Origin of the sequence: Streptococcus mitis (assembly GCF_013305725.1) — a bacterium.
In the GTDB taxonomy this organism is placed as follows: domain Bacteria; phylum Bacillota; class Bacilli; order Lactobacillales; family Streptococcaceae; genus Streptococcus; species Streptococcus mitis_BO.
Map to the genome: position 1 here is coordinate 1,882,082 of NZ_CP047883.1, position 25,055 is coordinate 1,907,136.

27 protein-coding genes are annotated in these 25,055 nt (G+C 38.9%); 4 read left to right on the forward strand and 23 right to left on the reverse strand.

What is annotated here, in order from left to right; translation table 11 throughout:
• Positions 1 to 27: 27 nt before the first annotated feature.
• The 6 genes from M594_RS08965 to ruvB form a co-directional block, all read right to left on the reverse strand.
• A complete protein-coding gene (locus M594_RS08965) occupies positions 28 to 1,881 on the reverse strand; it encodes a proline--tRNA ligase (RefSeq protein ID WP_173225195.1) in 1,854 nt (617 codons plus the stop codon).
• A gap of 12 nt (positions 1,882 to 1,893) precedes the next feature.
• Entirely contained in the window at positions 1,894 to 3,153 is a 1,260-nt protein-coding gene (rseP, locus tag M594_RS08970) for an RIP metalloprotease RseP (RefSeq protein ID WP_173876619.1), read from the reverse strand.
• A gap of 21 nt (positions 3,154 to 3,174) precedes the next feature.
• On the reverse strand, positions 3,175 to 3,978 hold the full coding sequence (locus M594_RS08975) for a phosphatidate cytidylyltransferase (RefSeq protein WP_049540615.1): 804 nt from the start codon (positions 3,976 to 3,978) through the stop codon (positions 3,175 to 3,177).
• 8 nt (positions 3,979 to 3,986) lie between these two features.
• Positions 3,987 to 4,745 carry an isoprenyl transferase gene (locus M594_RS08980; protein ID WP_004255202.1) on the reverse strand — a complete coding sequence of 253 codons (759 nt, stop codon included), beginning with the start codon at positions 4,743 to 4,745 and terminating at the stop codon, positions 3,987 to 3,989.
• A 343-nt stretch (positions 4,746 to 5,088) separates the two neighbouring features.
• Positions 5,089 to 5,661, reverse strand: coding sequence for a nucleotidyltransferase family protein (locus M594_RS08985; protein WP_173876620.1), 573 nt, complete (start codon positions 5,659 to 5,661; stop codon positions 5,089 to 5,091).
• A complete protein-coding gene (gene ruvB / locus M594_RS08990; RefSeq protein ID WP_023946759.1) occupies positions 5,642 to 6,640 on the reverse strand; it encodes a Holliday junction branch migration DNA helicase RuvB in 999 nt (332 codons plus the stop codon). The genes M594_RS08985 and ruvB overlap by 20 nt, the downstream gene beginning before the upstream one ends.
• 133 nt (positions 6,641 to 6,773) lie before the next feature.
• On the opposite strand from ruvB, the gene M594_RS08995 reads away from it, so the two are divergent.
• Positions 6,774 to 6,866 (forward strand): type I toxin-antitoxin system Fst family toxin, encoded by a 93-nt coding sequence (locus tag M594_RS08995; RefSeq protein ID WP_084862780.1) that lies wholly within the window; start codon positions 6,774 to 6,776, stop codon positions 6,864 to 6,866.
• Positions 6,867 to 7,001: 135 nt separating this feature from the next.
• Here the strand turns inward: M594_RS08995 and M594_RS09000 are convergent, their stop codons facing one another.
• From M594_RS09000 to M594_RS09040, 9 genes are all read right to left on the reverse strand, one after another.
• Positions 7,002 to 7,682 (reverse strand): ABC transporter permease, encoded by a 681-nt coding sequence (locus M594_RS09000; RefSeq protein WP_254597147.1) that lies wholly within the window; start codon positions 7,680 to 7,682, stop codon positions 7,002 to 7,004.
• 48 nt (positions 7,683 to 7,730) lie between these two features.
• Positions 7,731 to 8,471, reverse strand: a complete 741-nt coding sequence (locus M594_RS09005) for an ABC transporter permease (RefSeq protein WP_173876622.1) — start codon at positions 8,469 to 8,471, stop codon at positions 7,731 to 7,733.
• Complete coding sequence (locus tag M594_RS09010; protein WP_173876623.1) at positions 8,464 to 9,399, reverse strand: ABC transporter ATP-binding protein; 936 nt, start codon at positions 9,397 to 9,399, stop codon at positions 8,464 to 8,466. Before M594_RS09010 ends, M594_RS09005 begins: the two co-directional genes overlap by 8 nt.
• A 157-nt stretch (positions 9,400 to 9,556) precedes the next feature.
• Positions 9,557 to 9,739, reverse strand: a complete 183-nt coding sequence (gene slmA / locus M594_RS09015; protein WP_149561018.1) for a salivaricin M family lantibiotic — start codon at positions 9,737 to 9,739, stop codon at positions 9,557 to 9,559.
• Positions 9,740 to 9,893: 154 nt separating this feature from the next.
• A complete protein-coding gene (locus tag M594_RS09020) occupies positions 9,894 to 10,193 on the reverse strand; it encodes a DUF5966 family protein (protein WP_254597150.1) in 300 nt (99 codons plus the stop codon).
• 13 nt (positions 10,194 to 10,206) lie between these two features.
• Positions 10,207 to 10,509 (reverse strand): DUF5962 family protein, encoded by a 303-nt coding sequence (locus M594_RS09025; RefSeq protein WP_173876625.1) that lies wholly within the window; start codon positions 10,507 to 10,509, stop codon positions 10,207 to 10,209.
• 56 nt (positions 10,510 to 10,565) lie between these two features.
• Complete coding sequence (locus tag M594_RS09030; protein ID WP_173876626.1) at positions 10,566 to 11,294, reverse strand: ABC transporter permease; 729 nt, start codon at positions 11,292 to 11,294, stop codon at positions 10,566 to 10,568.
• On the reverse strand, positions 11,291 to 12,040 hold the full coding sequence (locus M594_RS09035) for an ABC transporter permease (protein ID WP_173876627.1): 750 nt from the start codon (positions 12,038 to 12,040) through the stop codon (positions 11,291 to 11,293). Before M594_RS09035 ends, M594_RS09030 begins: the two co-directional genes overlap by 4 nt.
• A gap of 5 nt (positions 12,041 to 12,045) precedes the next feature.
• Positions 12,046 to 12,957 (reverse strand): ABC transporter ATP-binding protein, encoded by a 912-nt coding sequence (locus tag M594_RS09040; RefSeq protein WP_080976359.1) that lies wholly within the window; start codon positions 12,955 to 12,957, stop codon positions 12,046 to 12,048.
• A gap of 467 nt (positions 12,958 to 13,424) precedes the next feature.
• Here M594_RS09040 and M594_RS09045 point away from each other — a divergent pair, with 467 nt between their 5' ends.
• Entirely contained in the window at positions 13,425 to 14,123 is a 699-nt protein-coding gene (locus M594_RS09045; protein ID WP_049500915.1) for a response regulator transcription factor, read from the forward strand.
• Positions 14,120 to 15,490 (forward strand): sensor histidine kinase, encoded by a 1,371-nt coding sequence (locus M594_RS09050; protein ID WP_064276746.1) that lies wholly within the window; start codon positions 14,120 to 14,122, stop codon positions 15,488 to 15,490. The genes M594_RS09045 and M594_RS09050 overlap by 4 nt, the downstream gene beginning before the upstream one ends.
• 22 nt (positions 15,491 to 15,512) lie before the next feature.
• Here M594_RS09050 and M594_RS10160 read toward each other — a convergent pair whose 3' ends face one another.
• Positions 15,513 to 15,821: a DUF5966 family protein gene (locus M594_RS10160; protein WP_064276747.1), complete on the reverse strand. Its 309-nt coding sequence runs from the start codon at positions 15,819 to 15,821 to the stop codon at positions 15,513 to 15,515.
• Positions 15,822 to 15,936: 115 nt separating this feature from the next.
• On the opposite strand from M594_RS10160, the gene M594_RS09055 reads away from it, so the two are divergent.
• Positions 15,937 to 16,029 carry a type I toxin-antitoxin system Fst family toxin gene (locus M594_RS09055; RefSeq protein WP_049502635.1) on the forward strand — a complete coding sequence of 31 codons (93 nt, stop codon included), beginning with the start codon at positions 15,937 to 15,939 and terminating at the stop codon, positions 16,027 to 16,029.
• Positions 16,030 to 16,856: 827 nt separating this feature from the next.
• On the opposite strand, the gene M594_RS09060 is transcribed toward M594_RS09055, so the two are convergent.
• The 7 genes from M594_RS09060 to M594_RS09090 all read right to left on the reverse strand — a co-directional run bounded on the left by M594_RS09060 (position 16,857) and on the right by M594_RS09090 (position 25,050).
• Positions 16,857 to 17,273 (reverse strand): GNAT family N-acetyltransferase, encoded by a 417-nt coding sequence (locus M594_RS09060; RefSeq protein ID WP_173876628.1) that lies wholly within the window; start codon positions 17,271 to 17,273, stop codon positions 16,857 to 16,859.
• Positions 17,274 to 17,284: 11 nt separating this feature from the next.
• Complete coding sequence (locus M594_RS09065; RefSeq protein ID WP_173876629.1) at positions 17,285 to 17,980, reverse strand: GNAT family N-acetyltransferase; 696 nt, start codon at positions 17,978 to 17,980, stop codon at positions 17,285 to 17,287.
• Between the two features lie 296 nt (positions 17,981 to 18,276).
• Positions 18,277 to 19,509 carry an acyl-CoA thioesterase/BAAT N-terminal domain-containing protein gene (locus M594_RS09070; protein ID WP_173876630.1) on the reverse strand — a complete coding sequence of 411 codons (1,233 nt, stop codon included), beginning with the start codon at positions 19,507 to 19,509 and terminating at the stop codon, positions 18,277 to 18,279.
• Positions 19,510 to 19,565: 56 nt separating this feature from the next.
• Entirely contained in the window at positions 19,566 to 20,021 is a 456-nt protein-coding gene (locus M594_RS09075) for a MarR family winged helix-turn-helix transcriptional regulator (protein ID WP_125415555.1), read from the reverse strand.
• Positions 20,022 to 20,113: 92 nt separating this feature from the next.
• Positions 20,114 to 22,615 (reverse strand): leucine--tRNA ligase, encoded by a 2,502-nt coding sequence (gene leuS, locus M594_RS09080; protein WP_173876631.1) that lies wholly within the window; start codon positions 22,613 to 22,615, stop codon positions 20,114 to 20,116.
• Positions 22,616 to 22,775: 160 nt separating this feature from the next.
• Entirely contained in the window at positions 22,776 to 23,468 is a 693-nt protein-coding gene (locus M594_RS09085; protein WP_173876632.1) for a histidine phosphatase family protein, read from the reverse strand.
• Positions 23,469 to 23,712: 244 nt separating this feature from the next.
• Complete coding sequence (locus M594_RS09090) at positions 23,713 to 25,050, reverse strand: PFL family protein (RefSeq protein WP_173876633.1); 1,338 nt, start codon at positions 25,048 to 25,050, stop codon at positions 23,713 to 23,715.
• Positions 25,051 to 25,055: the final 5 nt, after the last annotated feature.

Sequence of the window (25,055 nt, forward strand, 5' to 3'; positions counted from 1 at the left end):
TCCTTGTTTTTCTTCTGATTATAGTTTTTATTTCTTGCTGAGAATTTCAAGCGTTTCAAGCACGTTATCTGCATGAACCTCGATAGTATCACCAGTCGCTTTAATCTTAACTTCTACGATGCCATCGGCCGCTTTCTTCCCAACAGTGATACGGATTGGTAATCCAATCAAGTCGCTGTCGCTAAATTTAACACCAACACGTTCGTTACGGTCATCTGTCAAGACTTCGTAACCAGCTCCCATTAAGCTTGCTTCAAGCTTTTCTGTTAAAGCCTGTGCTTCTTCATCCTTGACATTGACAGTAATCAAGTGCACATCAAATGGTGCCAATTCTTTAGGGAAATTGATTCCCCAAGCATAACGGTATTCACCTTTTGGTGTTTTGTTAACAAAGAGGCGAGCGTGTTGCTCCATCACTGCTGAAAGGAGACGGCTAACACCGATACCGTAACATCCCATGATAATTGGTACAGCACGGCCATTTTCATCCAAAACATCTGCTCCCATGCTTGCTGAATAGCGAGTGCCGAGTTTAAAGATATGACCAATTTCGATACCACGCGCAAAGTTAAGGACTCCTTGCCCGTCTGGGGAAATTTCACCCTCACGAACTTCACGGATATCCACATATTCTGCAGTAAAATCACGACCTGGATTCACACCAGTCAAGTGGTAGCCATCTTCGTTAGCACCGACAACTGCATTGCGAACATCTTGCACCTTACGATCTGCAATAATTTTAACATTCTCTGGCAAACCAACTGGTCCAAGTGAACCAAATCCTGCTTGAACAAGATTCGCCACTTCTTCTTCACTAGCAACGTCAAAGAAATCTGCTCCCAAGTGGTTTTTCAACTTGACTTCGTTAAGTTGATCATTTCCAACTAGAAGGGCCGCAACAAGCTCACCATCTGCCATGTAGAAGAGAGTTTTAATTGTTTGTTCTTCTGGAACATTGAGGAAGGCTGCAACTTCATCAATTGATTTAACATCTGGAGTTGCAACACGAGTCACTTCTTCTTCAGCGACAACACGGTTGCTTGGTTTGTACTCGTTTGTTGCCATTTCTAAGTTAGCCGCATAGCTAGACTCACTTGAGTAAGCAATGGTATCTTCACCAGAAACCATCCATTTGAGCAATTCTGCCTTGATTTCTTCTTGCACTTCTGCAGGAATTTCGTCAAATGAAGCAACTGACTTATCCAAGACAACCCAGCGGTCAAGGTCTGTACGGGCAGGTGTAATGGCCATAAATTCTTGGCTGTCCTTACCACCCATGGCTCCACCGTCACCAATGATAGCCTTGAAGTCTAAACCACTACGAGTAAAAATACGCTCATAAGCAGCCTTATACTCATCATAAACACTGTCCAAGCTATCATAGTTAGCGTGGAAACTGTAAGCATCCTTCATGATGAACTCACGTGTACGAAGAAGTCCATTACGTGGGCGTTTTTCATCACGATACTTAGGCTGGATTTGGTAAAGGTTGAGTGGCAATTGCTTGTAAGACTTAACAGAATCACGAACAATAGCTGTAAAGGTTTCTTCGTGAGTTGGACCTAGGATAAAGTCTGATTTTTCACGGTTTTTTAGCTTGTAAAGGTCTTCACCATAAGTTTCATAACGACCTGATTCGCGCCACAATTCTGCACTAAGAAGGGCAGGAGCCAACATCTCAACTGCACCAATCTTATCAAATTCTTGGCGCATGATGTTTTTGGCTTTTTCAATCACACGGTTGGCAAGTGGTAAGTAAGAATAAACACCTGCTGAGACTTGGCGAACATAACCAGCTCGCAACATAAGAGCATGGCTAATAACTTGAGCATCGCTTGGCATTTCGCGAAGCGTTGGGATAGGCATTTTACTTTGTTTCATAATATTCCTCGATTATCTAAAAAAGAGTCGCATGATGTCATTCCAGGTCACAGCAATCATCAAGACAACCATGATGACCACTCCGGCCAAGGTGACATAGGTTTCAATTTCTTGTTTTAATGGTTTACGGCGAATGGCTTCCAGGATATTGAGCACAATCTTACCACCATCCAATGCTGGAATCGGAATAAGATTAAAAATCCCAATATTGATGGAAATCACTGCCAAGAAGTACAAGACATTCTCAATTCCATTTTTAGCAGCATCACTACTTGCCTTAAAGATGGCAACAGGTCCACCTAGCTTGTTCAAATCCGGTTGGAAAATCAGATTTTTCAGATCTGATAGAATTCGTAGGGCCGAGTCAGCAGCAGTTGTAAAACCACCTACAAACATAGATACAAAATCTGATTTAATCCCCGGTTGAACACCTAGAAGGTAACGACCTTGACTTTCTTCCGGAGTAACAGTGACTTGTTTGTCACTACCATTTTCAAAAATAGTTACATCCAAGGTCGGGGCCGTCTTATCTTTGGTTTCTGATTCCACAGCCTGAATCAAACTTTCCCAGTTGCTAACCTCATGTGAACCAATCTTGGTAATCTGTGCCGTTTCTGGTACTCCTACCTTAGCCAAGGCCCCTTGGGGCAAGATATGGAACTGGTTGGTATCGACATCTCTGACTCCACCCTGCATGAAGATTAAAATCCAGAAAACAACGATACCTAAGATAAAGTTATTCATAGGACCTGCAAAATTAGTAATGAGTTTCCCCCAGATAGTCGCATTTTGATATTGAACATCTAAAGGTGCAATCCGAACTTCAGTACCATCTGCTTCCACAACCGTTGCATCGTGATCCACTGCAAATGTTTTTTCTTCTTCCAGAACCAATCCTTTGATAAAGAGCTTGTCTTCAAAATCAAACTGGGTCACCTGCATAGGAAGAGCTGTTTGGTCCAATTTTTTACCTGAGAGATTGATGCGTTTAACCTTACCATCATCAGTAAGCGTCAAACTGACAGGAGTTCCTGTCTTAATTTCAGTGGTATCATCACCCCAACCGGCCATACGAACGTAGCCACCCAGAGGCAAAATTCGGATGGTATAGGCCGTTCCATCCCTGCCAATGTGAGCAAAGATTTTTGGTCCCATACCAATGGCAAATTCACGCACTAGAATCCCTGATTTCTTGGCAAAGTAGAAGTGCCCAAACTCGTGCACCACCACAATAATCCCGAAAACCAGAATAAAGGTTAAAATTCCGAGCATAGTATTTCCTCCGTCTTTTGATTAAAAGAGTCCAAATAAGTGCATGATTGGAAATACAAGCAACATACTATCGAAACGATCCAAAACACCACCATGTCCAGGGATAAATTTCCCAGAATCCTTGACACCAAAGTGACGCTTGATCGAACTTTCTAGTAAATCACCAAATTGTCCAGCAATGCTAAAGAAAATAGCAAAGACTGACATCTTGTAAATTCCATACGGAAGAGCAACTGTACTGTCAAACATCATAAAGATGATAGTTACTAAAATAGCACCTAAAATACCACCCAAGGCACCTTCAAAGGTTTTATTTGGAGAAACTGTCGGAGCTAATTTTCGTTTACCATAGTTCATCCCAACAAGATAGGCACCACTGTCTGTCGCCCAGACAATACACAAGGCCAAGAGAGCCTTATCTAAACCTGCAACGCGAGCATCTAGTAAAGCATTAAATCCAAAGCCTACATAGAAACTCATAGCAAGAGGAAAAACAGCGTCCTCAATCGTATAAGACTTGCTAAAAACAGTCGTTCCTAACATGATTGAAATCAATACACTATAAGCAACCACATTCCCATCAACTGGCAAAAAAGTCAGGTAATTCTCCAAAGGAATGGTCAAGGCAAAGGTTGCAAAGAGGGTCAAGAGGCCCTCCATTGTCATGGTCTCTAGACCTCTCATCTTCAAAAGTTCATGCATGGCTAGCATGGCTATGATTCCAATTGCTATCTGAAGCAAGAGTCCCCCAATCATTAAAATTGGTAGGAAAATAGCCAGGGCAATCCCTGCAAACAAGGTTCTTTTCTGTAAATCCTGTGTCATATTTCCTCCTAAACTCCTCCAAATCGACGATGACGACGATTGTAGGCAAGAATGGCTTCCTGCAAGGCCGCCTCGTCAAAATCAGGCCACAAGGTATCCGTAAAATAGAGCTCACTGTAGGCTCCCTGCCATGGAAGGAAATTGCTCAAACGCAATTCTCCACTAGTACGGATAATCAAGTCTGGATCTCGTAAGTCCTTAGGTAAATGCTGGGTAAAAAGATAATTACCAATCAATTCCTCTGTGATGTCACCTGGGTTGATTTTGGCATCTAAAACATCCTGAGAAATCAACTTAAGAGCCTGTGTAATCTCAGCACGTCCACCATAGTTGAGGGCAAAATTAAGAATTAATCCTGTGTTGTTCTTAGTTAATTCCTCAGCCTTGGTCAGAGCTTCAAAGGTTTGCTTAGGCAGGCGGTCTGTCTCCCCAATCATTTGAATCTTAACATTATTCGCATGCAGTTCCGGGACATAATTATCATAAAACTCTACTGGCAAGTTCATGATAAACTTGACTTCCTGATCTGGACGGGTCCAGTTTTCTGTAGAAAAAGCATAGACCGTAATAACCTTAACGCCTAGTTTGTTGGCTGCCTTGGTCACAGTTTGCAATGCTTCCATGCCCGCCTTGTGTCCAAAAACTCGCGGTTGCATACGTTTTTTAGCCCAACGGCCATTGCCATCCATGATGATGCCGATATGAGCAGGAACCTGTGTCGGAACCTCTACTTCCACAGCCCTATCTTTCTTAAAAAATCCAAACATGATCTTATTCCTATTCAAAAATCTATCGTTTCATTATACCATATTTCCCTATTTTCTTCTATCACTAAGCTATTTATACTCTTCGAAAATCTCTTCAAACCACGTCAGCTCTATCTGCAACCTCAAAACAGTGTTTTGAGCAACCTGCGGTTATCTTCCTAGTTTGCTCTTTGATTTTCATTGAGTATTATTCTCAGGCACAAAGCCCATTTTTCAAAAAAATAAGTCGCCTGATTGGGCGACTCTATTTTATAGGGAGATTATTATGAAAAAGTTTTAGGAGTTTAAGTTAAGGTCTTCTTAACTTATGGACTTAGTATACACTCCCTAGCTTAAAGTTTCCTTAAGTATTTTTAAAAATCAAATTTTTCCATTTCTCCTGCCAATTTTTCTTGGATAGACGTGTTCGATAGAGAACCATTCGGTCTTGATTCTCTAAAAAATGAGGAGTTGGACGAACTTGAAAATTCAAAATATCCTCCAAACCGTATGGAGTAAAGAGTTCCAAAACGGATTTTTCATTCAAGCGCAGTCCAACAGCCGTACATCGTTCTGGATACTTACTCATAGCATCACAAGAGCTGCTATAGGGAGCAGTATGAGGGCTGTGCTGGTGCATATAGACCTGATTTTTCAATTCCCACTGATACTGAGGAAAATCCGCTCTCAACTTTTTCTCTAGGAACAAGGTTTCCTCATAAGAAATATCCGGATCAAAGAAAATCACATCTACATCTGTTTCAAGATCAAATGCTGGTCTCTCTGACAAGAGATTCCAGATAAAATTTCTGACAGAACCTGCTGCCAACCAAGAATCTTTCAGACCAAGGTTTCGGATGATAGTCAAAATAGCCATCATATCCGGATTTTCTCTGAAAGAGTCTAAAATTTCAGCCTTATTTTTCAATATATTCATACCCTAAATGCTCATATGCCTTAGCAGTCGCCACCCGTCCAGAACGTGTCCGCATGATAAAACCTTTTTGAATCAAGTAGGGCTCATACATGTCTTCAACTGTCTCACGCTCTTCTGCTATGTTAACAGAAAGAGTTCCTAGACCAACAGGACCACCACCGTACATCTCAATCATGGTGCGAAGGATTTTCTGGTCCACATAGTCCAGACCTTCATGGTCAACATCCAGCATAGTCAAAGCCTTATCAGTAATAAGATCATCGATAACCCCATTCCCTATAATCTGGGCAAAATCGCGCACGCGTTTGAGGAGACGATTGGCAATACGAGGGGTTCCACGACTACGTAGGGCTAATTCAGATGCTGCCTCATGAGTGATTTCCATCTCAAAAATATCTGCCGTCCGCTCAACAATTTCCGTCAAGTCAGCATGGGCATAATACTCCATGTGACCTGTAATTCCAAAACGTGCCCGTAGCGGATTTGAGAGCATACCAGCCCGAGTCGTCGCACCAATCAAAGTGAAAGGTGGCAACTCCAAATGAACACTGCGACTGCCTTCACCAGCCCCAATCATGATATCAATGTAGAAGTCCTCCATGGCACTATAAAGCACCTCTTCCACTGACATTGGCAAACGATGAATCTCATCAATAAAGAGAACATCCCCAGGCTCTAAGTCATTCAAAATCGCTACCAAATCACCGGCTTTTTCAATGACTGGACCCGAAGTCTGCTTGAGATTGACACCTAGTTCATTGGCAATAACAAAAGCCATGGTCGTTTTTCCCAAGCCTGGAGGGCCAAATAAAAGCACATGATCCAGCGCTTCATCCCGCATTTTGGCAGCTTCTATAAAGATTTGAAGCTGGTCCTTGACCTTATCCTGCCCAATATATTCACGTAAATACTGAGGACGGAGCGTGCGTTCTACTAACTCCTCGTCCCCCATTATCTCATTATCTAAAATTCTACTCATGGCTCTATTATATCAAAAAACCAAGCCACAAACAAAAAAGCCACCTGATTGGGTGACTCCAGAGTTTAGCACCTATGTGGTATAACATTCTACGGCACTGCTACACCGCCTACGAAAGGAGGTGAGATAGCCCATGATGGAACTAATCCTTAAAACTATCATCGAACCGATTGTGGTCGGTGTCGTTCTTCGGCTAGTCGATAAATGGCTAAACAAGGACAAATAGTGTCAAAAAAGACCCCAAGCTTATTTGGACGTGAGCTTGGGGTCTTTTCTAGCCTATGATATAGACACAATACTTAATTCTCTTTCATTATCCCACAGTTCACACATTTTGTCAAAGGTTTACATTCTCGGCTTGTCATTTATAAGCAAAAATAATGTTCATCATGCGTTTATCTGCCAACAAATAAAGGAGACATGCCACCAAGGTAATCAACCAAATGGCATATATAGAAACTGTTAAAACCGTGAATTCCTCCATGATGATTAGTAGTAAATTTGCCAGATAATACCGCCCAACAACCGTTGTTAAAGCAAACAAACCTGCAAATGACAATAAAAAGGCAAGTGGTAGGGCAAGGATAAGTTCCTTCCGATATTTTCCTAAGAAGAGGACAATAATACCAGCAGACAGTGTATAAGCAAAAGCAATTGCTCCATAAACAAGTCCCCAAGATAACATTGCAAGACTAGAGAAAGCAAAAACACCATCCATTAGCTCTAGGACAAGCATAGTCAAAAAAGTGAATTCACTGACTAGTAGATTAATCAACAAAGCAAGCATAAACTTCGCTTGTAGTAATCGTTTCAAATCGACAGGAATCAGTCTGAGATTTGAAATCATTTTAGACACTTGTTCTATTCTTATCAAATCCACTAAAATCATGCTCGCAAAAGGGAGGAGGAAATAGTAGTTCAAAAAGAAGAAACCATTTTCTACATACCAGCCATTCACACTACCGTACGAATGCCCTTGATAAATCTGATGACCAATCATAAACTCTAACAAAAAGAGCAGGATGGCTACAAAGGGAATCATATACAGTATCTTTCGCCTTCTTAGTTTAGTCAATTCTAGCATCAACATTTATTCATCCACCTTTCTTAACCAAGATTTAATGGACAAGAAAGACAAAACAAGTAGAGATAAACCTAGTACAACAATCGATAAGATAGCTGGCTGTTGAAGCACCACTCCTTCTCTGTTTCCTTCCCAGATTAAACTGTTAGCGCTTGTTACTGGACTGATATTTGGACTCGTCCTTGCTAAAAAAAATGACACTAAAACATACATGACACCGACCAAATTTCCAACTATCTCCTTGCCTCTGACTTTTATCATGACCAAAGCAACTAAAGGAAATACTCCCATGGGAATTAAGATACCACTACTCATACAAAGATAGAAGAATCTTAATAATAAAGACAAACTGACTGTCGAAGAAAAGCGAGATAGTAGTGCAAATAAGGAAACCGAAATATAGGTGAATAACATGATACACAGAGCGTTGATTTCTATATACAAAATCTTAGCCCAGAATGTCTTCATTAGATTTGCTGAAGCGAGTTTCAAGTTGTTCATGATGCGATAGCGATATTCTACACCAAATGCCTGTATTGTATAGGAAACACAATACAAAGGGAGAATCAAAAAGTTTAAATAAGACAAAGAAAATTTATAGACAAAGGGAAAGGAGTCAAACAAGCCTATCGCATCATTTACATAATAACAGATGAGAGCTAGGTAGAGGGAAACAACACCATATACGATAAAATTCAGTTTTTGATGCCTTTGTTTGAGAAATTCAATCTTCACTAAATCAAGCAATTCCTTCACCTCCTGTTATCCGCTTAAAGTAATCCTCTAAACTTTCATTGTTTTTATAAGAATACTCTTTTAGAACTATTCCGTTATCTTTTAAGGAGTTAGATATGACTGCAATGTCAAAAGTAGGTGATTCTCCCTGAAGTTCAAGTTCTATATCCGAAAGAATACTAATCTGTTCTTGCAGATTTATCCTGCAAAGCACTTCCTTAGCTTGAGGAGCATCCGAAACAATTAGGTGGATTTTCCTTTTATCTGCACCATCTATTAATTCCTGCATAGTCTTTTCAGCCATAAGGTGGGCATCATGCAGTATCCCAACTCTATCTACAAGCTTTTCAAGTTCTGAAATAATGTGACTGGATATTAAAATCGAAATGCCATGATTGGTACTGAGTTCCTTTAGATAACAGCGCATTTCAAGGATACCAATAGGATCCAAACCATTTGTTGGTTCATCTAATATCAGAATTTTCGGCTGGTGCATAATAGCGTTAGCAATTGCTAACCTTTGCTTCATTCCCAGAGAATACTGCTTGAATAGTTTTTTATTTTCCCCATCTAATCCTACTACTTGTAAAGCTTGCTCCACCTGTTTTAGCGAAATCCCTCTCAATCTTGCAAAAATAGAGAGATTTTCAGGTCCCGTTAAATTAGGATAAAAAGAAGCACTGTCCAATACCACACCGATTTGAGATAGCAAATCCTTAGAAAATTCACCTAACAGTTTTTCAGATAGAATATTCACTTCACCACTATCCATAGCTGTCAAGCCTAAAATAGCCTTGATAAAGGTTGTCTTTCCAGTACCATTTCTTCCTAGTAAGCCATAGATTTCTCCCTGTCTTAATGTAAAATCTATCCTATCTAAGACAATTTTTCCATCATAGGATTTTGATAAATTAAATGTCTGTATTACTGGATTTCTCATTTTCTTCTACTCCTACTCACTATGGTTTAAACCTAGTTCTATACTCTCCAAAGAAAATGAAAATTTAAGTAAAAGAATCATTAAAAACAGTTTAATTTCTACAAATTTATATTAACTTAAAATTTCATTTTCAAATTGATGAGTATCGAAATCTAGGCTATCCGCATTTCACATTGTTCGTTGTGCATTCGAAAGAGCCTGTGAACCAACGTCCACAACGTCCCGCCAATGTAAGTTGAACAGCTGTAAACCAACCAGAACCTGATTTACCGGAAAGTTCTTGGTTTTCAACCTCGAAACTTAGAGAATCAATCTCTGGACGACTTGTATTTTTAGCCATAAGGTTGCCTACTTCCTTCTTTTAGATGATCATCTTTACAGTAACTAGTATAAACTCTAGTATTGGCTAAGTAATGAGTAAATCGTGCAAGTTTTTTATTTTCGAGAAAAATTTTTATAGTACCCAATTAAAAAGTAGCTGAACAATCTCTTGCTCAGCTACTTTTCAATCTTCTTGTCCAACTAATGATTTTCAAAACACCACATACAAGCAAGGTTAGATTAAAGACCACATAAAATCCTGTAAAACTGATCAGACCATTCTGGGATAAATCTTCCATATAAAGGGGCGGTTCAGTAAAGAACAAATAAATTCCATAGACCTCCACGAAAATAAGGAAACTGACAAAACCAATCAAGAAAAGTCCACTGGCAATAAGAAAGAGTCTCCATAAAAGAATGAGAATTCCTCCTACTGCTAAAAAAATTACTGGGATAAGGAGTAAATCATTCATGACTTGTTCCTTCCTAAGCAATCAACTGACGATAATGGGTGGCAAGAGAGGAATCAAATTCCTCTAGCTTTTGAACTAAGTCCAAATACTCCTCTTTTTCATGTTCTTCAAAGTCCTCGTCTCTATGATTTTGAAGAGTGATTTCCAATTGGCTAGTGAGTTCTCGTTTGGAAAAGCTGTAACCGCCTGTCACTTCCTCATAATGTTCCTTTAGTTCCTTGTAGGCTTGGTATTCTTCAGGTGTTTGAAATCCCTGTACCAAAGCCTCTTCTAATTGATAATTTGAACTTCTTTCTATAAAAACTAGGTCAAGCATACCGGATAAAGCTTGGAGCTTTTATCACAAGAAAAAGACTCCGAAGAGTCTTCGCATTACTTATGCAATTCTTTATTACTCAATATATGAAAAATCCCCCACAGAAGAATATTTACAATGATAAACAGCAATATTTCCACTAAATTAAAGTCTATCAAATTCCGTGACCGCATTGCCACCATAGCTTGGGAGTAGGGATAGATTAAAGATAATTTATCTGATACAAAAATCATCATAAATCCTACGAAAGTACCAATAGCACCAATTCCCACAGATTTACTGAAAACACGAGTTTTAGCTGTCACAAAAAACTGTACTGCCATCATACTAATTGTTCCAAAAATCCCCAATAAATCCCACTTGAGGTAGGTGAACAAATTAGAAATTTCTAAATGAGCTAGGTGGGTACTGACATAAAAAATACCAAACAAGAACAACTGTAAAACAGCAATAAACAAGATAATTACTATTTCTTTTGCCAACAATAATTTCCCAAGACTGACATTATTAGCTCTGAGAAATTCAATATTTTTTCTATCAAACTCTTTTCCTAACATCATGGCTACATAAAGGCTGACCAAAATCGGAAAGAAAAGCTGGCTATAATAGAAGGTCAATTGTCCCCATAAAACAGGCACTTTTTCACTTTCTTCAACCATAGAATAAGCTGCACCAAAGTAAATCCCAAGACCAATCAGGCTACAAAAAGCTAAGAAGCAAATACCAATCATCAACATGGAAAATTTTTTAGTTTTCCGCCATTCTACTGATAGATAAGACATCATAGCTTACCTCCTTTCTTTTCAACCAGATAGAGAGATAAGAAGAGATAGATTAGGGCTATTGGCAAATATGTAAATAGTTTAAATCCTAGGTTTGTCGCAAAAACATAACTCACTTGACTGGCGACTTGCTGGTAATCCACCAGAGACAGATATCCTATACCACCAAAAGGGAAAATCAGCTGTAGAAAAGCTGGTGCATGACCAAATCCAACTCCAAGAAATCCTCCGAAAATCCCTAATGCCAGTATCAATGCCTGCTTCTTCAGTAAAAACTGCAAAGTCAAAAACAGACAGGTTAAGACAAAAGAGGCTAGCAAGAAAATGACGATTTGCCAGAGGATTAGGCTAACAGGCATTTCTAGACCTGATAAGATTGCAATCAACTGGGCTACTACTCCCTCCAAAAAAGCGAGAAAGGTCAAAATGAACATGGTCAGTCCAAGCTTACTCAGAAAGATATGCCGTACATTTTCACCATTTGCCAAAAGCAGTTTGAAAGTGTTGCCCTCCTTCTCGTTCTTGACAATCCGCGATACAAAGAGAGCAATCACAATAGGGAGAATCAAGCCATTTACTTCTTTTATCATATAGAAAATTAGGCTAATCTGGTGCATGTCTGGATTACTTAGGTAGCGTGTAGCGGCTGCAATTGCCCAAGCAAATCCGACTCCCATAACTAGTATGCTAATGAGGAAGGATTTGGTTCGTTTTGCCTTGAGCAATTCAATAGACAAATTATTCAACATAAGACTCACTCCTTGGTTAAGTTGAGGAAGATAGATTCCAAGGTTTCTTGTTCTTGCTTCACTTCATAAATTGGAACTTTCTCGACTATTAAATCTCGTAACAAACTAGAAATCTGCTGATCGGCAAGGTTAGTCAGCTTGAGTTTATCCTCTTGTATCTCCAACATCTTGCACGGATAACCAAATAACACTTGGCTAATGGCTTCACGTCGACCTCTAAAATCCCCACGCACTTCCAGCCATTTATTGGACTGAATTTTACGAATTTCTCCCTCGTAAACCAGTTGACCATGATTGATAATCCCCACACGGTCAGCTATATGCTCTACTTCAGAAAGGATATGGGTAGAGATGAAGACAGTAATGCCCTGTTCCTTTGCCAACTTGATAATCAGTTCCCGAATTTCATGAATCCCTGCTGGGTCTAGCCCATTTGTTGGCTCATCCAGTATCAACAAACGCGGTTTCTTGACTAAGGCAAAGGCTAAAGCCAAGCGCTGTTTCATACCCAAAGAATAATCTTTAACCAATTTTTTCTTGTTTTTAGGTTGATCTAACCCCACAATTTTCAAGGTTTCCTGAATATTTTTCTGATCAAATCCAAGGATTTTTTGGAAGACCAAGAGATTTTCATAGCCTGTCAAATTAGGATAATAAGACGGTTCTTCAATCATAGAGCCAATTTGATTAAGATACTGCTTGTCCGTACCTATAGATTGACCGAACACTTCAATCTCCCCAGCTGTACGAGAAATCAAAGACAAAATCATCTTCATTGTGGTTGTTTTACCAGCTCCATTTGGACCTAGAAAACCATAAATCTCCCCTTGTTGAACTGATAAGGAACTAAGGTTAACTACCTGAGTGTCCTTAAATGCCTTTTGTAAGTTTTTTATCTGTAAAACATTACTAATCATTATGAACTTCCTCCTTTAAACCAAATAATTTTCTATAATTTTGATTTCTATAAATCAAATTATCATGAGTATCTTTGATAACATCTCTACTACTCTTATCAACAAAAATGATAGAATCAACATAATTCACAATATCTAATTGGTGACTCACTATTACCATTGTTTTGTCTGAATAAAATGAATTATTCCACTACCAGCACCAAGAACGTTATCAAGTTCTTCAAGAGTTCATTCTTGAAGAGAATTCATTACTTCAATCTCATCGAGATTCATTTGTTGTTTAGCCATTTGGAAATACCTCACTGATTAAAATTTATTTGAAAAGTATCTCTATCTAGGTTATGTCTTTATTATAGACATGCTAGATTAATTTTAAACTAAGCTAACCTTAATTTTACATTAAGATTAAAGTATCTTGCTTTTTTCATTCTTTTAAATGGTATAATATAGATAAGCGAGGTAAGATTATGAATTTCGAACAACAACTCCTGAATAAGCACATCCTTATCATTGATGACGATAAAATTTTAAACTCTTCCATAAGAGATATTCTCATTGCCTACGGATTTTCCAATCTAACATCAGCCTATGATATAGAATCTAGTTTGAACATGATTGAAACAGAACAGTTCGACCTTTTCCTTTTGGACATTATGCTCCCCGATGGTGATGGCTACACATTAGCAAAACATATCCGACAAAAAGGCGATACTCCTATCCTCTTTCTGACTGCCAAAAATAATCCTGAAGATGAGGTAGCTGGTTTCAATGCTGGTGGTGATGATTATGTCGTAAAACCCTTCATTCCAAAAAATCTTATCTATCGTATTATGGCTCTGCTCAGGAGAAGCTATAAATCAGAACAGGAAGCAATACAGATTGGACAGACTTTGGTAAGTTTTCGGAATGCAACAGTACAAAAGAATGGAGCAGAAATTTCTATTACACCAATTGAAATTAAGATTTTGAAAAAACTTTACGATAATAAAAATTACATCGTTTCAACTGAATCTCTCTGTGATACGATTTGGGGAGTGGATAGCTTTGGTTATGAAAACTCTTTGACTGTACATATTCGGAAAATTCGAGAAAAAATAGAAGAAAATCCTTCAAAACCTCAATATTTAAAGACAGCTAAAGGGCTGGGATATAAATTGTTATCATGATTATGAACCAAACCAAAATTTTAAGGTATTCACTAAAGAAATTTATCTTTTTTTCCATCATTATCTTTATTACCAATATTATTCTAATTGCCAGTTTTGTTTTCTACATTAGGGAAAAGCAAACTGCTACTGAGACTGTAAAAATAATTTCTGAACACATTACCATCACAAAAAATAACGTCCACATACCTAAAAAAGATATCTCTAGTCTAAAAGAACAAGAGTTATGGCTCATGGTATTGGATAAGCAGACTGGAAAACAAGTGTACGAACAGTATAAACCTACAGAAGTTCCTTCGCAATTTGACTATGGGGACATTTTACAGTTTTCTCGCTATTATCTTTCAGATTATCCTGTTTTTAGTCAGATAAAAGGTGACTACATCATTGTTGTTGGTTTTCCAAAAGATAAAATTGCTCGTTATAGTTATAATTACTTAGATATAGATAGTATTCGCCTAATTCCACTAGTAGCATTTGGAGTATTGCTTTTCAACTGCCTTTATTTCGCTTTTCTTTACTACTATGGTGTGACGCATATCAATCGTAAAATTGCGCCTCTTGTAACTGCTATTCAGAACCTCCCAGATGGTTTGAAAAATCCAATTAATTCTATATCCGAACTAGAATATCTTACAACTGCAATTAATCAAACCGATACTCTACTCAAAGAGAATGAAGTCTTTAAAGAGCAATGGATTTCAGGAATTGCACACGATATCAAAACACCTCTTTCTGTCATCATTTCTAACGCGTCCTTGTTAAATGATTCTGAACTAGATACACAGTCTAAAAAACATATTCGCCCAATATTGACGGAATCCTATTACATCCAAAATATTTTAAATGACTTAAATATAGTAGCTCGCCTTTCATCCGGTCATCTTCAATTAAATCAGACTGAAACAAAAATTATCCCCTTCTTCAAAGACATTCTCATCCATATTTTAAATCAAGAAATCTGGAATGATTTTGAATTTGAATTTGATTACGATTATTCACTTGTTAATCAATCTATCATGATTGAGCAGTTTTTAATCACAAGAGTTATCCATAATATCATCTACAACTCTGTTTTACATAACGAAAAGGGTTGCACAATAAGAATCAACTTATTCAAAAAAGATACAAATGTAATTGTCGAAATCAAAGATAATGGACAGGGAGCTTCACCAGAAAAAATTGCTGAACTTAATGAATTATCTTTTAAAAACATTGATATTTCTAAAATTAGAACGACTGGAATTGGGCTAAAAATTTCAAAACAAATTGTTGATTTGCATCAGGGCTCTATTTCGTTTGCTAGTGTCCAAAATGAATTCTTTGAAAGTATCATTTCACTTCCGATTTTCAACATTACCAATTAGATAAAAAAATGGAGAAGAACCATTAGAGTTTTCTCCATTTTTTTAATCTTATCTTCCACTTATACCCTGCCCAGCCTGCCAAGACAAGCAAAGCAAGATTAAAGATGATAAAGAAAGTCGTAAAACCAAATAATCCATTCTGTGCTAAATCTTCCGTATAAAGTTCGGTCTCTGTAAAGAACAAATATATTCCATAGCCCTCCACGAAAATAAGAAAACTGACAAAACCAATCAGGAAAAGTCCACTGGCAATAAGAAAGAGTCTCCATAAAAGAATGAGAATTCCTCCTACTGCTAAAAAAATTACTGGGATAAGGAGTAAATAAGCTATAACTTCCTCCTTTCCAAATGCAAAAGCACTCTATCCTACTGAGAGAGTATAGTATTTTATGATATAATATTATACGGCACTTCTACACCGCCTGCGAAAGGAGGTGAGATAGCCCATGATGGAACTAATCCTTAAAACTATCATCGAACCAATTGTGGTCGGTGTCGTTCTTCGCTTAGTCGATAAATGGCTAAACAAAGATAGATAGTGTCAAAAAGACCCCAAGCTTAATGTGGAAGTTAGCTTGGGGTCTTTTCTAGTCCATGATATAGAACTAATCCTTAATTCCTCTCCATTATCCCACAGTTCACAAAATTTGTCAAAACTTTACATCCTCAGCTTCTCAAGCTTTAACCGCTTTACAACAAAACGGTCAAGATTAAGAGAAAGTTAGGGATTCTATCAATTTCATAGAAATTTTGATTTAGTAAACGAAGAGACAATCTTACATGTCACTCCTCATTTAATACGCCACTACTGGACAAGCAAAATCATTATTACAGCAGTTCCAGTCCTTCAATTAACAATCACTTACAATCAAATTGAGTTTGAAGTAGCTGAAGTAACAGCAAGCCTATTTCTTAGTCATATTTGCTAAAAAAGTCCCCGCCAATTCCCCGACCAAAATCCGAAAAATACCTGAAAATATCGGAAAATGATGTTTATAAAACTCCCCAAAATCCTGAAATAGAGCCAAAAAACTCCACCTGATTGGGTGGAGTTAAGGGAGATTATTATGAAAAAGAAAAGTTTAGGATTTTATTAAATAAAGTTAGGAGGTCTTTATTTAATAACTATATGATACAAGACGAAGCTTAAAACTAGCTTAACTTTTCTCAAATTTTACTATTTTGCAAAAAATTTCTATCACCATCACCTCACCACGAAAAAAAGTCACCTGATTGGGTGACTTCATTAGGAGATTATGATGAAAAAAAGTTTTAGGATTTCATTAAATAAAGTTAGGAGGTCTTTATTTAATGACTATATGATACTAGACCAGCCTTAAACTTTGCTTAAGAAAAACAAGTTTTGTTATTTTTCTCTGTTTACCCAAATCATTCCTGTACAATCATAGGTGGATAAAGTTTCAAACCCCATAGAACGATAAAATCCCACGTTTTTTTCTGTCTGTTCTGTCGCTAACTGGACTTGATAAGCCTCTTTAAAATCCTCTAAAGCCTCTTTCATCAAGACACTACCAATCCCTTGACGCTGATAGATTGGTAAAACGATTAAATCCTGAACCAGTACTGATGAGAATCCATCTCCAACCAAACGAATCAAGCCCACCACAGCATCGCAATCAAGTGCCACATAAATCGCTAATGAATGAGATAAGGCCTGCTCCAGCATCTGAGGTTGATTTGTATAATTTGTCCAACCGACAGCCTGATAGAGATGCAAAACATCCTCTAGCTTGACAATTTCTTGCTTTTTAATTGTAATCATCTCAATACCTCTTAGAGTTCTCTCAAACTCTTGTACTGTCGTCCATTTTGGTCAAAATTTTCAGGATCCAACCATGCTTCCAAACGAGATTTGACTTTAGGCCAGTCCTTATCAATCATAGACAACCAATCCGTATCCCTCGTACGCCCCTTATAAATGACTGCCTGACGGAAGGTTCCTTCGTATACAAATCCCAAACGCTCCGCAGCTCGTCTTGATGGCAGGTTAAGAGCATCGCATTTCCACTCATAGCGACGATAGTTAAGCTCTTCAAAGACATAGCGAGCCAGTAGATACTGGGCTTCTGTCCCTATACGTGTCCCCCTGAGTTCTGGAGAAAAAGTGACAGCTCCCACTTCTATTGCTCGGTTATTCTGGTCAATGCGCATGAGAGAAAAAGTTCCCAAAACCTTACCAGTTGACCTGTCTATGATTGCATAGTAAAAACGGTCCTTACGAGCCAACATCTGATTTAAAAGGCTGACTAGTTCCTCCATGTCTGATACTGGCTCCTGAAAGAGGTAGGTCCACATCTCCCGAGGAGTATCCGGACCATAAACAGCTAGCAAATCTTTCGCATGCTTTTCTACCGATAGAGCCTCTATCCTAGCATAACGCCCTTCTAAGAAATCAATAGAAGGCAGTGCACCGGGTGTATAACCTTCCATTGACTCCCCAATTATCTGACCATATTCGTTTACTGGCATAACATTCTCCTTGTTCACTTATTGAATATAGTATAACATATCTCAATGAAAATTTTAGGAAACACTTGGTTTTCTATTCAATAATGCAAACTCCTCTTATAAAAATCATCCATCCACTTTATGGAGGAATAATCAAATATGGAAACGAGTGAGTTAATGCCCTTGTGCTTCTCTCTATTTTTTGCTGTCTGTGTTCAAATTTCTCTTGTTTTAGTGTTTGCTTTTGTAGACTGGACTACCAACCAGAACTATATTTTTATCTTAGTGGGGACCATTATAGTACGGTTCAGCACTATCTACAAATTCTTCAGATGTGTATCAAAAAAATTTATCGTAACAAGCCAAGAGTCTACACTTTCTTTCATTAATAAGCGCCAATCTTTTCGATAACGATGATTCGGTTGATAAGCAACCGTCAACATATGCCCTGTTTCATGGTATTTTTTAAACAAAATGGATTCCCCTTTATAATGTGAAATGATATCATCTATCGCGGATGATGCATTCCATATTTCATCAACATCGCTTCCTAGTAATAATAAAGGAGAGGAAACTTTACTCACATCAATCTGAGCCCTACTATCTTCAGGAATATGTTTTCCAAAAAACTTGTTTAACAAATAATCTCCTAACTGAAATTTTTGATAAGGAAGTTCCTTTTCTAAATATGTCCAAGAAGATGAATTAGAATTGAGTTTTCCCTTTATTCCCTCAAATATTACATTTGAGGGAGAATTGAGTACTAAACATTGCACATCATCCAAAATACTTTGTCCAGCCAGAACAAGCTCTGCTCCCTTAGAGCGACCATATATTCCTATTTTTGTATTATCAACTTGAGGATGATGATATAGAAAATTTTTCGCCTCTTCCAGACATTCTATCGGAATTCGTTCTAAATTTTGGGGTAATCCCTCTAAACCAAAATAAGCTATTGCAAGGCAAATATAGCCTCTAGAAGATAAAAGTTGGGCAATATTCTGAGCTTTTTCAATTCTTCCCTCACTACCGCTAACAATAATCACGGCTGGCGCCCTTCTTAACTTTTCATCATAAAATAATCGACCTTGAAAATGCTTGTCATAGATATCTTGATATCTTACTCCCAGATTCATATAACGCCTTACAAAACTTTGCTCCGCGACCACATCTTTCCCCAGCCTGATTTTAATTTCAACACCAAAACAATCTCGCAATGGAATTCTATCAAGAGAACTCGGTAATCTCCTTTTCCTATTCTTCAACGGTTTCGCATTAAAGAATAATCCCATTTCTGAAACCCCTTTATAAGATCCCGAAATAGATGCTGTCTGAGAGGTATCAATCATACCGTCCTGATTGGATAAAAAAATTGCGGTTGATTTCCATATAACATCATGATCTAAAAGCAAGGGAGCATTTATACAGTAATAATCAGACAGGTACATTTCTACACAATACATTGCCCTTGGTTCTAAACCATTAATAGCAATATAAAAAGATTCATCCGCTAAATCTGTTTGTGAAATCAGTTCTATGTTTACAGTCATATCTTCTCCTTTTTGTTAATTTGCTTAACAATTATATTTGAAATTTACCGTGACTTTTACCACGGTAATTCTCCCCACACCTTTTCAATATCATCCATCAATTTCACAACTGTTTTAAGTTCCACCTCGCTATAGTTGTTTAAAACTGAAAAGATTGATTTTTCAATATATTCTTGTTGCTCCTTATGGATTTTAAAAATTTCGATGCCTTTTTCAGATAATCTCAAATATTTATTTTTCCCATTATTCGGATCAAAATCAAAAACAACTAAATTTTTTTGAATCAATCTCCTAACACTTTGAGTTATTGCACTTCTTGAAACTTCTAATAATTCAGATAATTTTACTAGATTTAAGGGCTGATTTTTCCCAATCACAACAATCAAATGTACCTCATTCAACGTAATGGATTTGTCAACACCACTTTTATGTTGATTTTTTTTTAACTGGTCAAACGCTAAAATAAATCTATTGAAACGATTATTAAATGCAATAAATTCTTTTTTATCCATAATCTCTCTTTTCTTTGTTAATTATATTAACAAAACAGAAACTTCCTGTCAAATAAAAAATCCTCCAGATTCTACTCTGAAGGATTCATTTCTTATTTCACAACGATATTAACGAGTTTATTAGGTACCGCAATCACTTTCACGATTTCCTTACCGTCAATTTCCGCTTTGACTTTTTCATCAGCGAGAGCAATTTCTTGTAATTCTTCGCGTGATAGGTCTTTAGCAACCATGAGTTTAGCGCGAACTTTTCCTTTGATTTGGACAACGATTTCGATTTCGTCTTCAACTAATTTGCTTTCATCCCAAGTTGGCCAAGCTACATAAGAGATAGATTCTCCTGTTGCTGCAACTGTTTGCCAGAGTTCTTCTGCCAAGTGAGGTGCAAATGGTGCAATCAACTGAACGAAGCCTTTGGCGTAGTCTACATAAAGTTTGTCTTCCTTGTTGGCAGCGTTGACAAAGACCATAAGTTGGGCAATAGCTGTGTTGAATTTCAATGATTCAATTTGCTCAGTGACAGCTTTGACTGTTTCATTGTAGACCTTGTCAAGAGCACCATTGTTTCCCGCAACAATTTCCTTGCTTGTAATCAAACGGTAAACACGGTCAAGGAATTTTCGGCTTCCTTCCAGACCTTCTTCTGACCAAGCGATTGAAGCATCAAGTGGCCCCATGAACATTTCATAGACACGAAGGGTATCAGCACCGTATTGTTCCACCACATCATCTGGGTTGACAACGTTCTTAAGCGACTTAGACATCTTGGCAGGCGCTTGCTCCAACTCTTCACCTGTTTCCACATGGAAGAAAGAACCGTCACGTTTTTCAACCTTATCGGTTGCCACAAGAGCGCCACGGTGGTCACGGTAGCTTGTTCCCAAAATCATTCCTTGGTTAAAGAGTTTTTGGAATGGTTCCTTAGTCGGAACAACACCCAGGTCATAGAGGAATTTATGCCAGAAACGTGCGTAAAGCAAGTGAAGAACAGCATGCTCTGCACCACCCACGTAGATATCTACTGGCAACCATTGTTTGAGAAGGTCCTCATCAGCCAATTTCTCAGTATTGTGTGGATCAATATAGCGGAGGTAATACCAACTTGAACCAGCCCATTGTGGCATGGTGTTGGTTTCACGACGACCTTTGACACCATCTGCACGAGTCACTTCAAGCCAATCTGTCAAGTTAGCTAGTGGACTTTCACCAGTACCTGAAGGACGGATATCCTTGGTTACAGGCAAGACAAGTGGCAATTCACTTTCAGGAACAGCTGTTGAAGTCCCATCTTCCCAATGAATGATAGGAATTGGCTCACCCCAGTAACGTTGACGGCTAAAGAGCCAGTCGCGGAGACGGTAGGTAACCTTCTCTTGTCCACAGCCTTTTTCTTCCAACCAAGCCACAATCTTGGCAATAGCGTCTTCTTTGTTGAGACCATCTAGGAAGTCTGAATTAACGTGGAGGCCATCTTCTGTATAGGCAGCTTCTGCTACATTTCCACCTTCAAGCACTTCTACAATTGGAAGATCAAATTGTTTAGCAAATTCCCAGTCACGTTGGTCATGGGCTGGCACAGCCATAACGGCACCTGTACCGTAACTAGCAAGAACATAATCCGCAATCCAGATTGGAATCTCTTTACCATTGACAGGGTTGATGGCATAAGCACCAGTCCAAACACCAGTTTTTTCTTTGGCAAGGTCTGTACGAGCCAAGTCTGACTTGAGGCTGGCTTGATGTTTATAGTCTGCTACAGCTTCTGCTTGCTCTGAATTTGTGATAGCGTCAACCAAGTCATGCTCAGGAGCCAAGACAGTGAAAGTCGCACCGAAAAGGGTGTCCGGACGAGTGGTAAAGACTGTGAATTCCTTGTCTGTTCCCTCAACTTTAAAAGTTACATTAGCACCAGTTGACTTCCCAATCCAGTTGCGTTGCATGTCCTTGATAGACTCTGGCCAATCTAGTTCATCTAAGTCATTGAGCAAGCGCTCTGCGTAAGCCGTGATTTCGAGCATCCATTGGCGCATTGGTTTGCGGACAACTGGATAGCCTCCACGCTCAGATGTTCCGTCAGGAAGAACCTCTTCGTTAGCGATGGCTGTTCCGAGTTCCTCAACCCAGTTTACTGGCACTTCCGCTTCATAGGCCAAGCCTTTTTCGTAAAGCTTAGTGAAAATCCATTGCGTCCACTTGTAGTAGTTTGGATCTGTTGTATTGACTTCACGATCCCAGTCATAAGAAAATCCAAGCGCATTAATTTGGCGTTTGAAGTTAGCAATGTTTTCAGCCGTAAATTCCGCTGGGTCATTACCAGTATCCATAGCGTATTGCTCTGCAGGCAAACCAAAAGCATCCCAGCCCATTGGGTGAAGGACATTGTATCCTTGCGCACGTTTGTAACGGCTGAGGATATCGGTTGCTGTATAACCTTCTGGGTGACCTACGTGTAGACCCGCTCCAGACGGATAAGGGAACATGTCAAGAGCATAAAACTTAGGTTTTGATGCATCAGTTCCTGTCTTAAATGTATGATGTTCTGCCCAGTATCCCTGCCACTTAGGCTCAATTTCTTTATGATTGTAAAAACTCATGGTCTCTCTCCAATTTTGTGATGTTACTATTATACCATTTTTGAGGGAATTTGAAAGATGAGAAATGTTCTTTTGGGCTTGTATAAAAAGAAAGACTGAATCGCGAATCCAGCTTATGTAACAGTATAAAAAATTAGCCCCTATTTGGAGCTAACTTCTATCAATTATTTTTCTCTAGCATCTTCTCACGTCCTAGTTCTCGGTAACTACGGTCGCCGACAACTTCTACGCTAAACTGGCCGTCCTCATATTCAAGGATCGTCACGCTCCCATTATCTAGACCATGCGGATGCATGCCATTAATCAGATAAACAATGGTTCCAATGGTCATTCCGTGGCTGACGACAAGGGCATTCCCCCCACCTTGCTCTTCGATTTCTTTAGCAATTGCTTCAAAACCTTCCTTGATTCGACCACTGAGTTTTTCCCAGCCCTCAGCCCAACCAGCTGTATCGACCTCTACCAAGCCCTCAGCCAGTTCAGCATATGATAATTGGTGAACGTGGTCCACATTAAAGATACGAGGAATAATGCCCATGAAAAGATCACCATCGTAGGCTCCATCAAAACTACCAAAACACCATTCTCTGATACGCTTGTCCATGCGATAAGGGATTTTCCCCTGCAAGCCAAGTTCATCAAGGATGATTCCCATTGTCTGAATGGTGCGACCAGAATCACTCGAATAAGCGCGCTCAAACTGTAGACCAGATTCTCTCAAGCCGATTCCTAATTCTTGAATCCCTCTCTCACCTTCAGCTGTTAAGGGAGTATCGCTCCAACCTTGCGCGCGACCAATCGTGTTAAACATAGTCTTGCCATGACGTACCAAATACAATCGTACTTTTACCATTTTCCGTCCTCCGTTTGCTTCTATTATATCATGGATGATAAAACAAAAGCCACCCATACAGGCGACTTTTGCAGGAGATTATTATGAAAAAGTTTAGGAGTTCTATTAAATAAAGATATTAGATGAAAATCAAATTCAAACTAAATCAGAGTTATCTGTTTCAAATAATATTAGGAGGTCTTTATTTAATGATTATAGTATACACACCTAACCTTAAATAGAACTTAAAATTTCTCCTATTTTCTTAATTTTTAAAACTATGAATTGGTGCTGGGATTTGTCCTCCACGAGAGATGAAATCGACAGACGAAGCCCCATTGACTTTCATTACTGGAGCCGTACCTAATAGGCCACCAAATTCAATCATATCGCCTTCTTTTCCTTTTGGAATGATACGAACAGCCGTTGTCTTCATGTTAATAACACCAATTGCAGCTTCATCTGCAATCATAGCCGCAATGGTTTCAGTAGGTGTATCCTCCGGAATGGCAATCATATCCAAACCAACGGAACAGATAGCCGTCATAGCTTCTAGTTTTTCCAAATTAAGAGAGCCATTTTGCACTGCAGCAATCATCCCCTCATCCTCAGAAACAGGGATAAAGGCACCAGACAAACCACCGACTTGGTTGCAGGCCATCACTCCACCCTTCTTAACTTGGTCGTTCAAGAGTGCCAAGGCAGCCGTCGTCCCATGCGTACCAACTGTTTCTAGCCCCATTTCTTCAAGGACACGTGCAACAGAATCTCCAACCGCAGGAGTTGGCGCCAAACTCAAGTCCACAATACCAAACTCCACACCCAGTCTCTCACTTGCCATTTGACCAACCAATTGACCGATACGAGTGATTTTAAAGGCAGTTTTCTTAACTGTTTCTGCTACTACGTCAAAGCTCTCTCCACGAACTTTTTCCAAGGCACGTTTCACCACACCAGGACCAGAAACTCCGACATTGATGATAACATCTGCCTCCCCAACACCATGGAAGGCACCCGCCATAAATGGATTGTCCTCAACAGCATTAGCGAATACAACCAACTTGGCCGCTCCCATATCTGATAGATTAGCCGTTTCCTTGATAACACGTCCCATATCTGCCACAGCCGTCATATTAATACCAGACTTGGTTGAGCCGATATTGACTGAAGAACAGACCTTGTCCGTTTCAGCCAAAGCACGAGGAATAGAATTGATGAGAATCTCATCTCCCTTTTGGTACCCCTTTTGTACCAAGGCAGAGAAACCACCAATAAAGTCCACTCCAATCTCTTTCGCAGCCTTATCAAGCGCTTTTGCCAGAACCACGTAGTCCGTCGCATCTGTCGCTGCTCCAATCAGAGAAATAGGAGTCACCGATACACGCTTATTAACGATAGGGATTCCCAACTCAGCCGCAATTTCATCACCAACAGCCACTAAATTAGCTGCCTTGCTCGTAATCTTTTGATAAATTTTTTCCGCAGCACGATTGATATCTGGATCGATACAGTCCAATAGGGAAATCCCCATGGTAATAGTTCTGATATCGAAGTTTTGCTCCTCAATCATGGCGATAGTTTCCGTAACTTGTCTAATATCCATGTGCA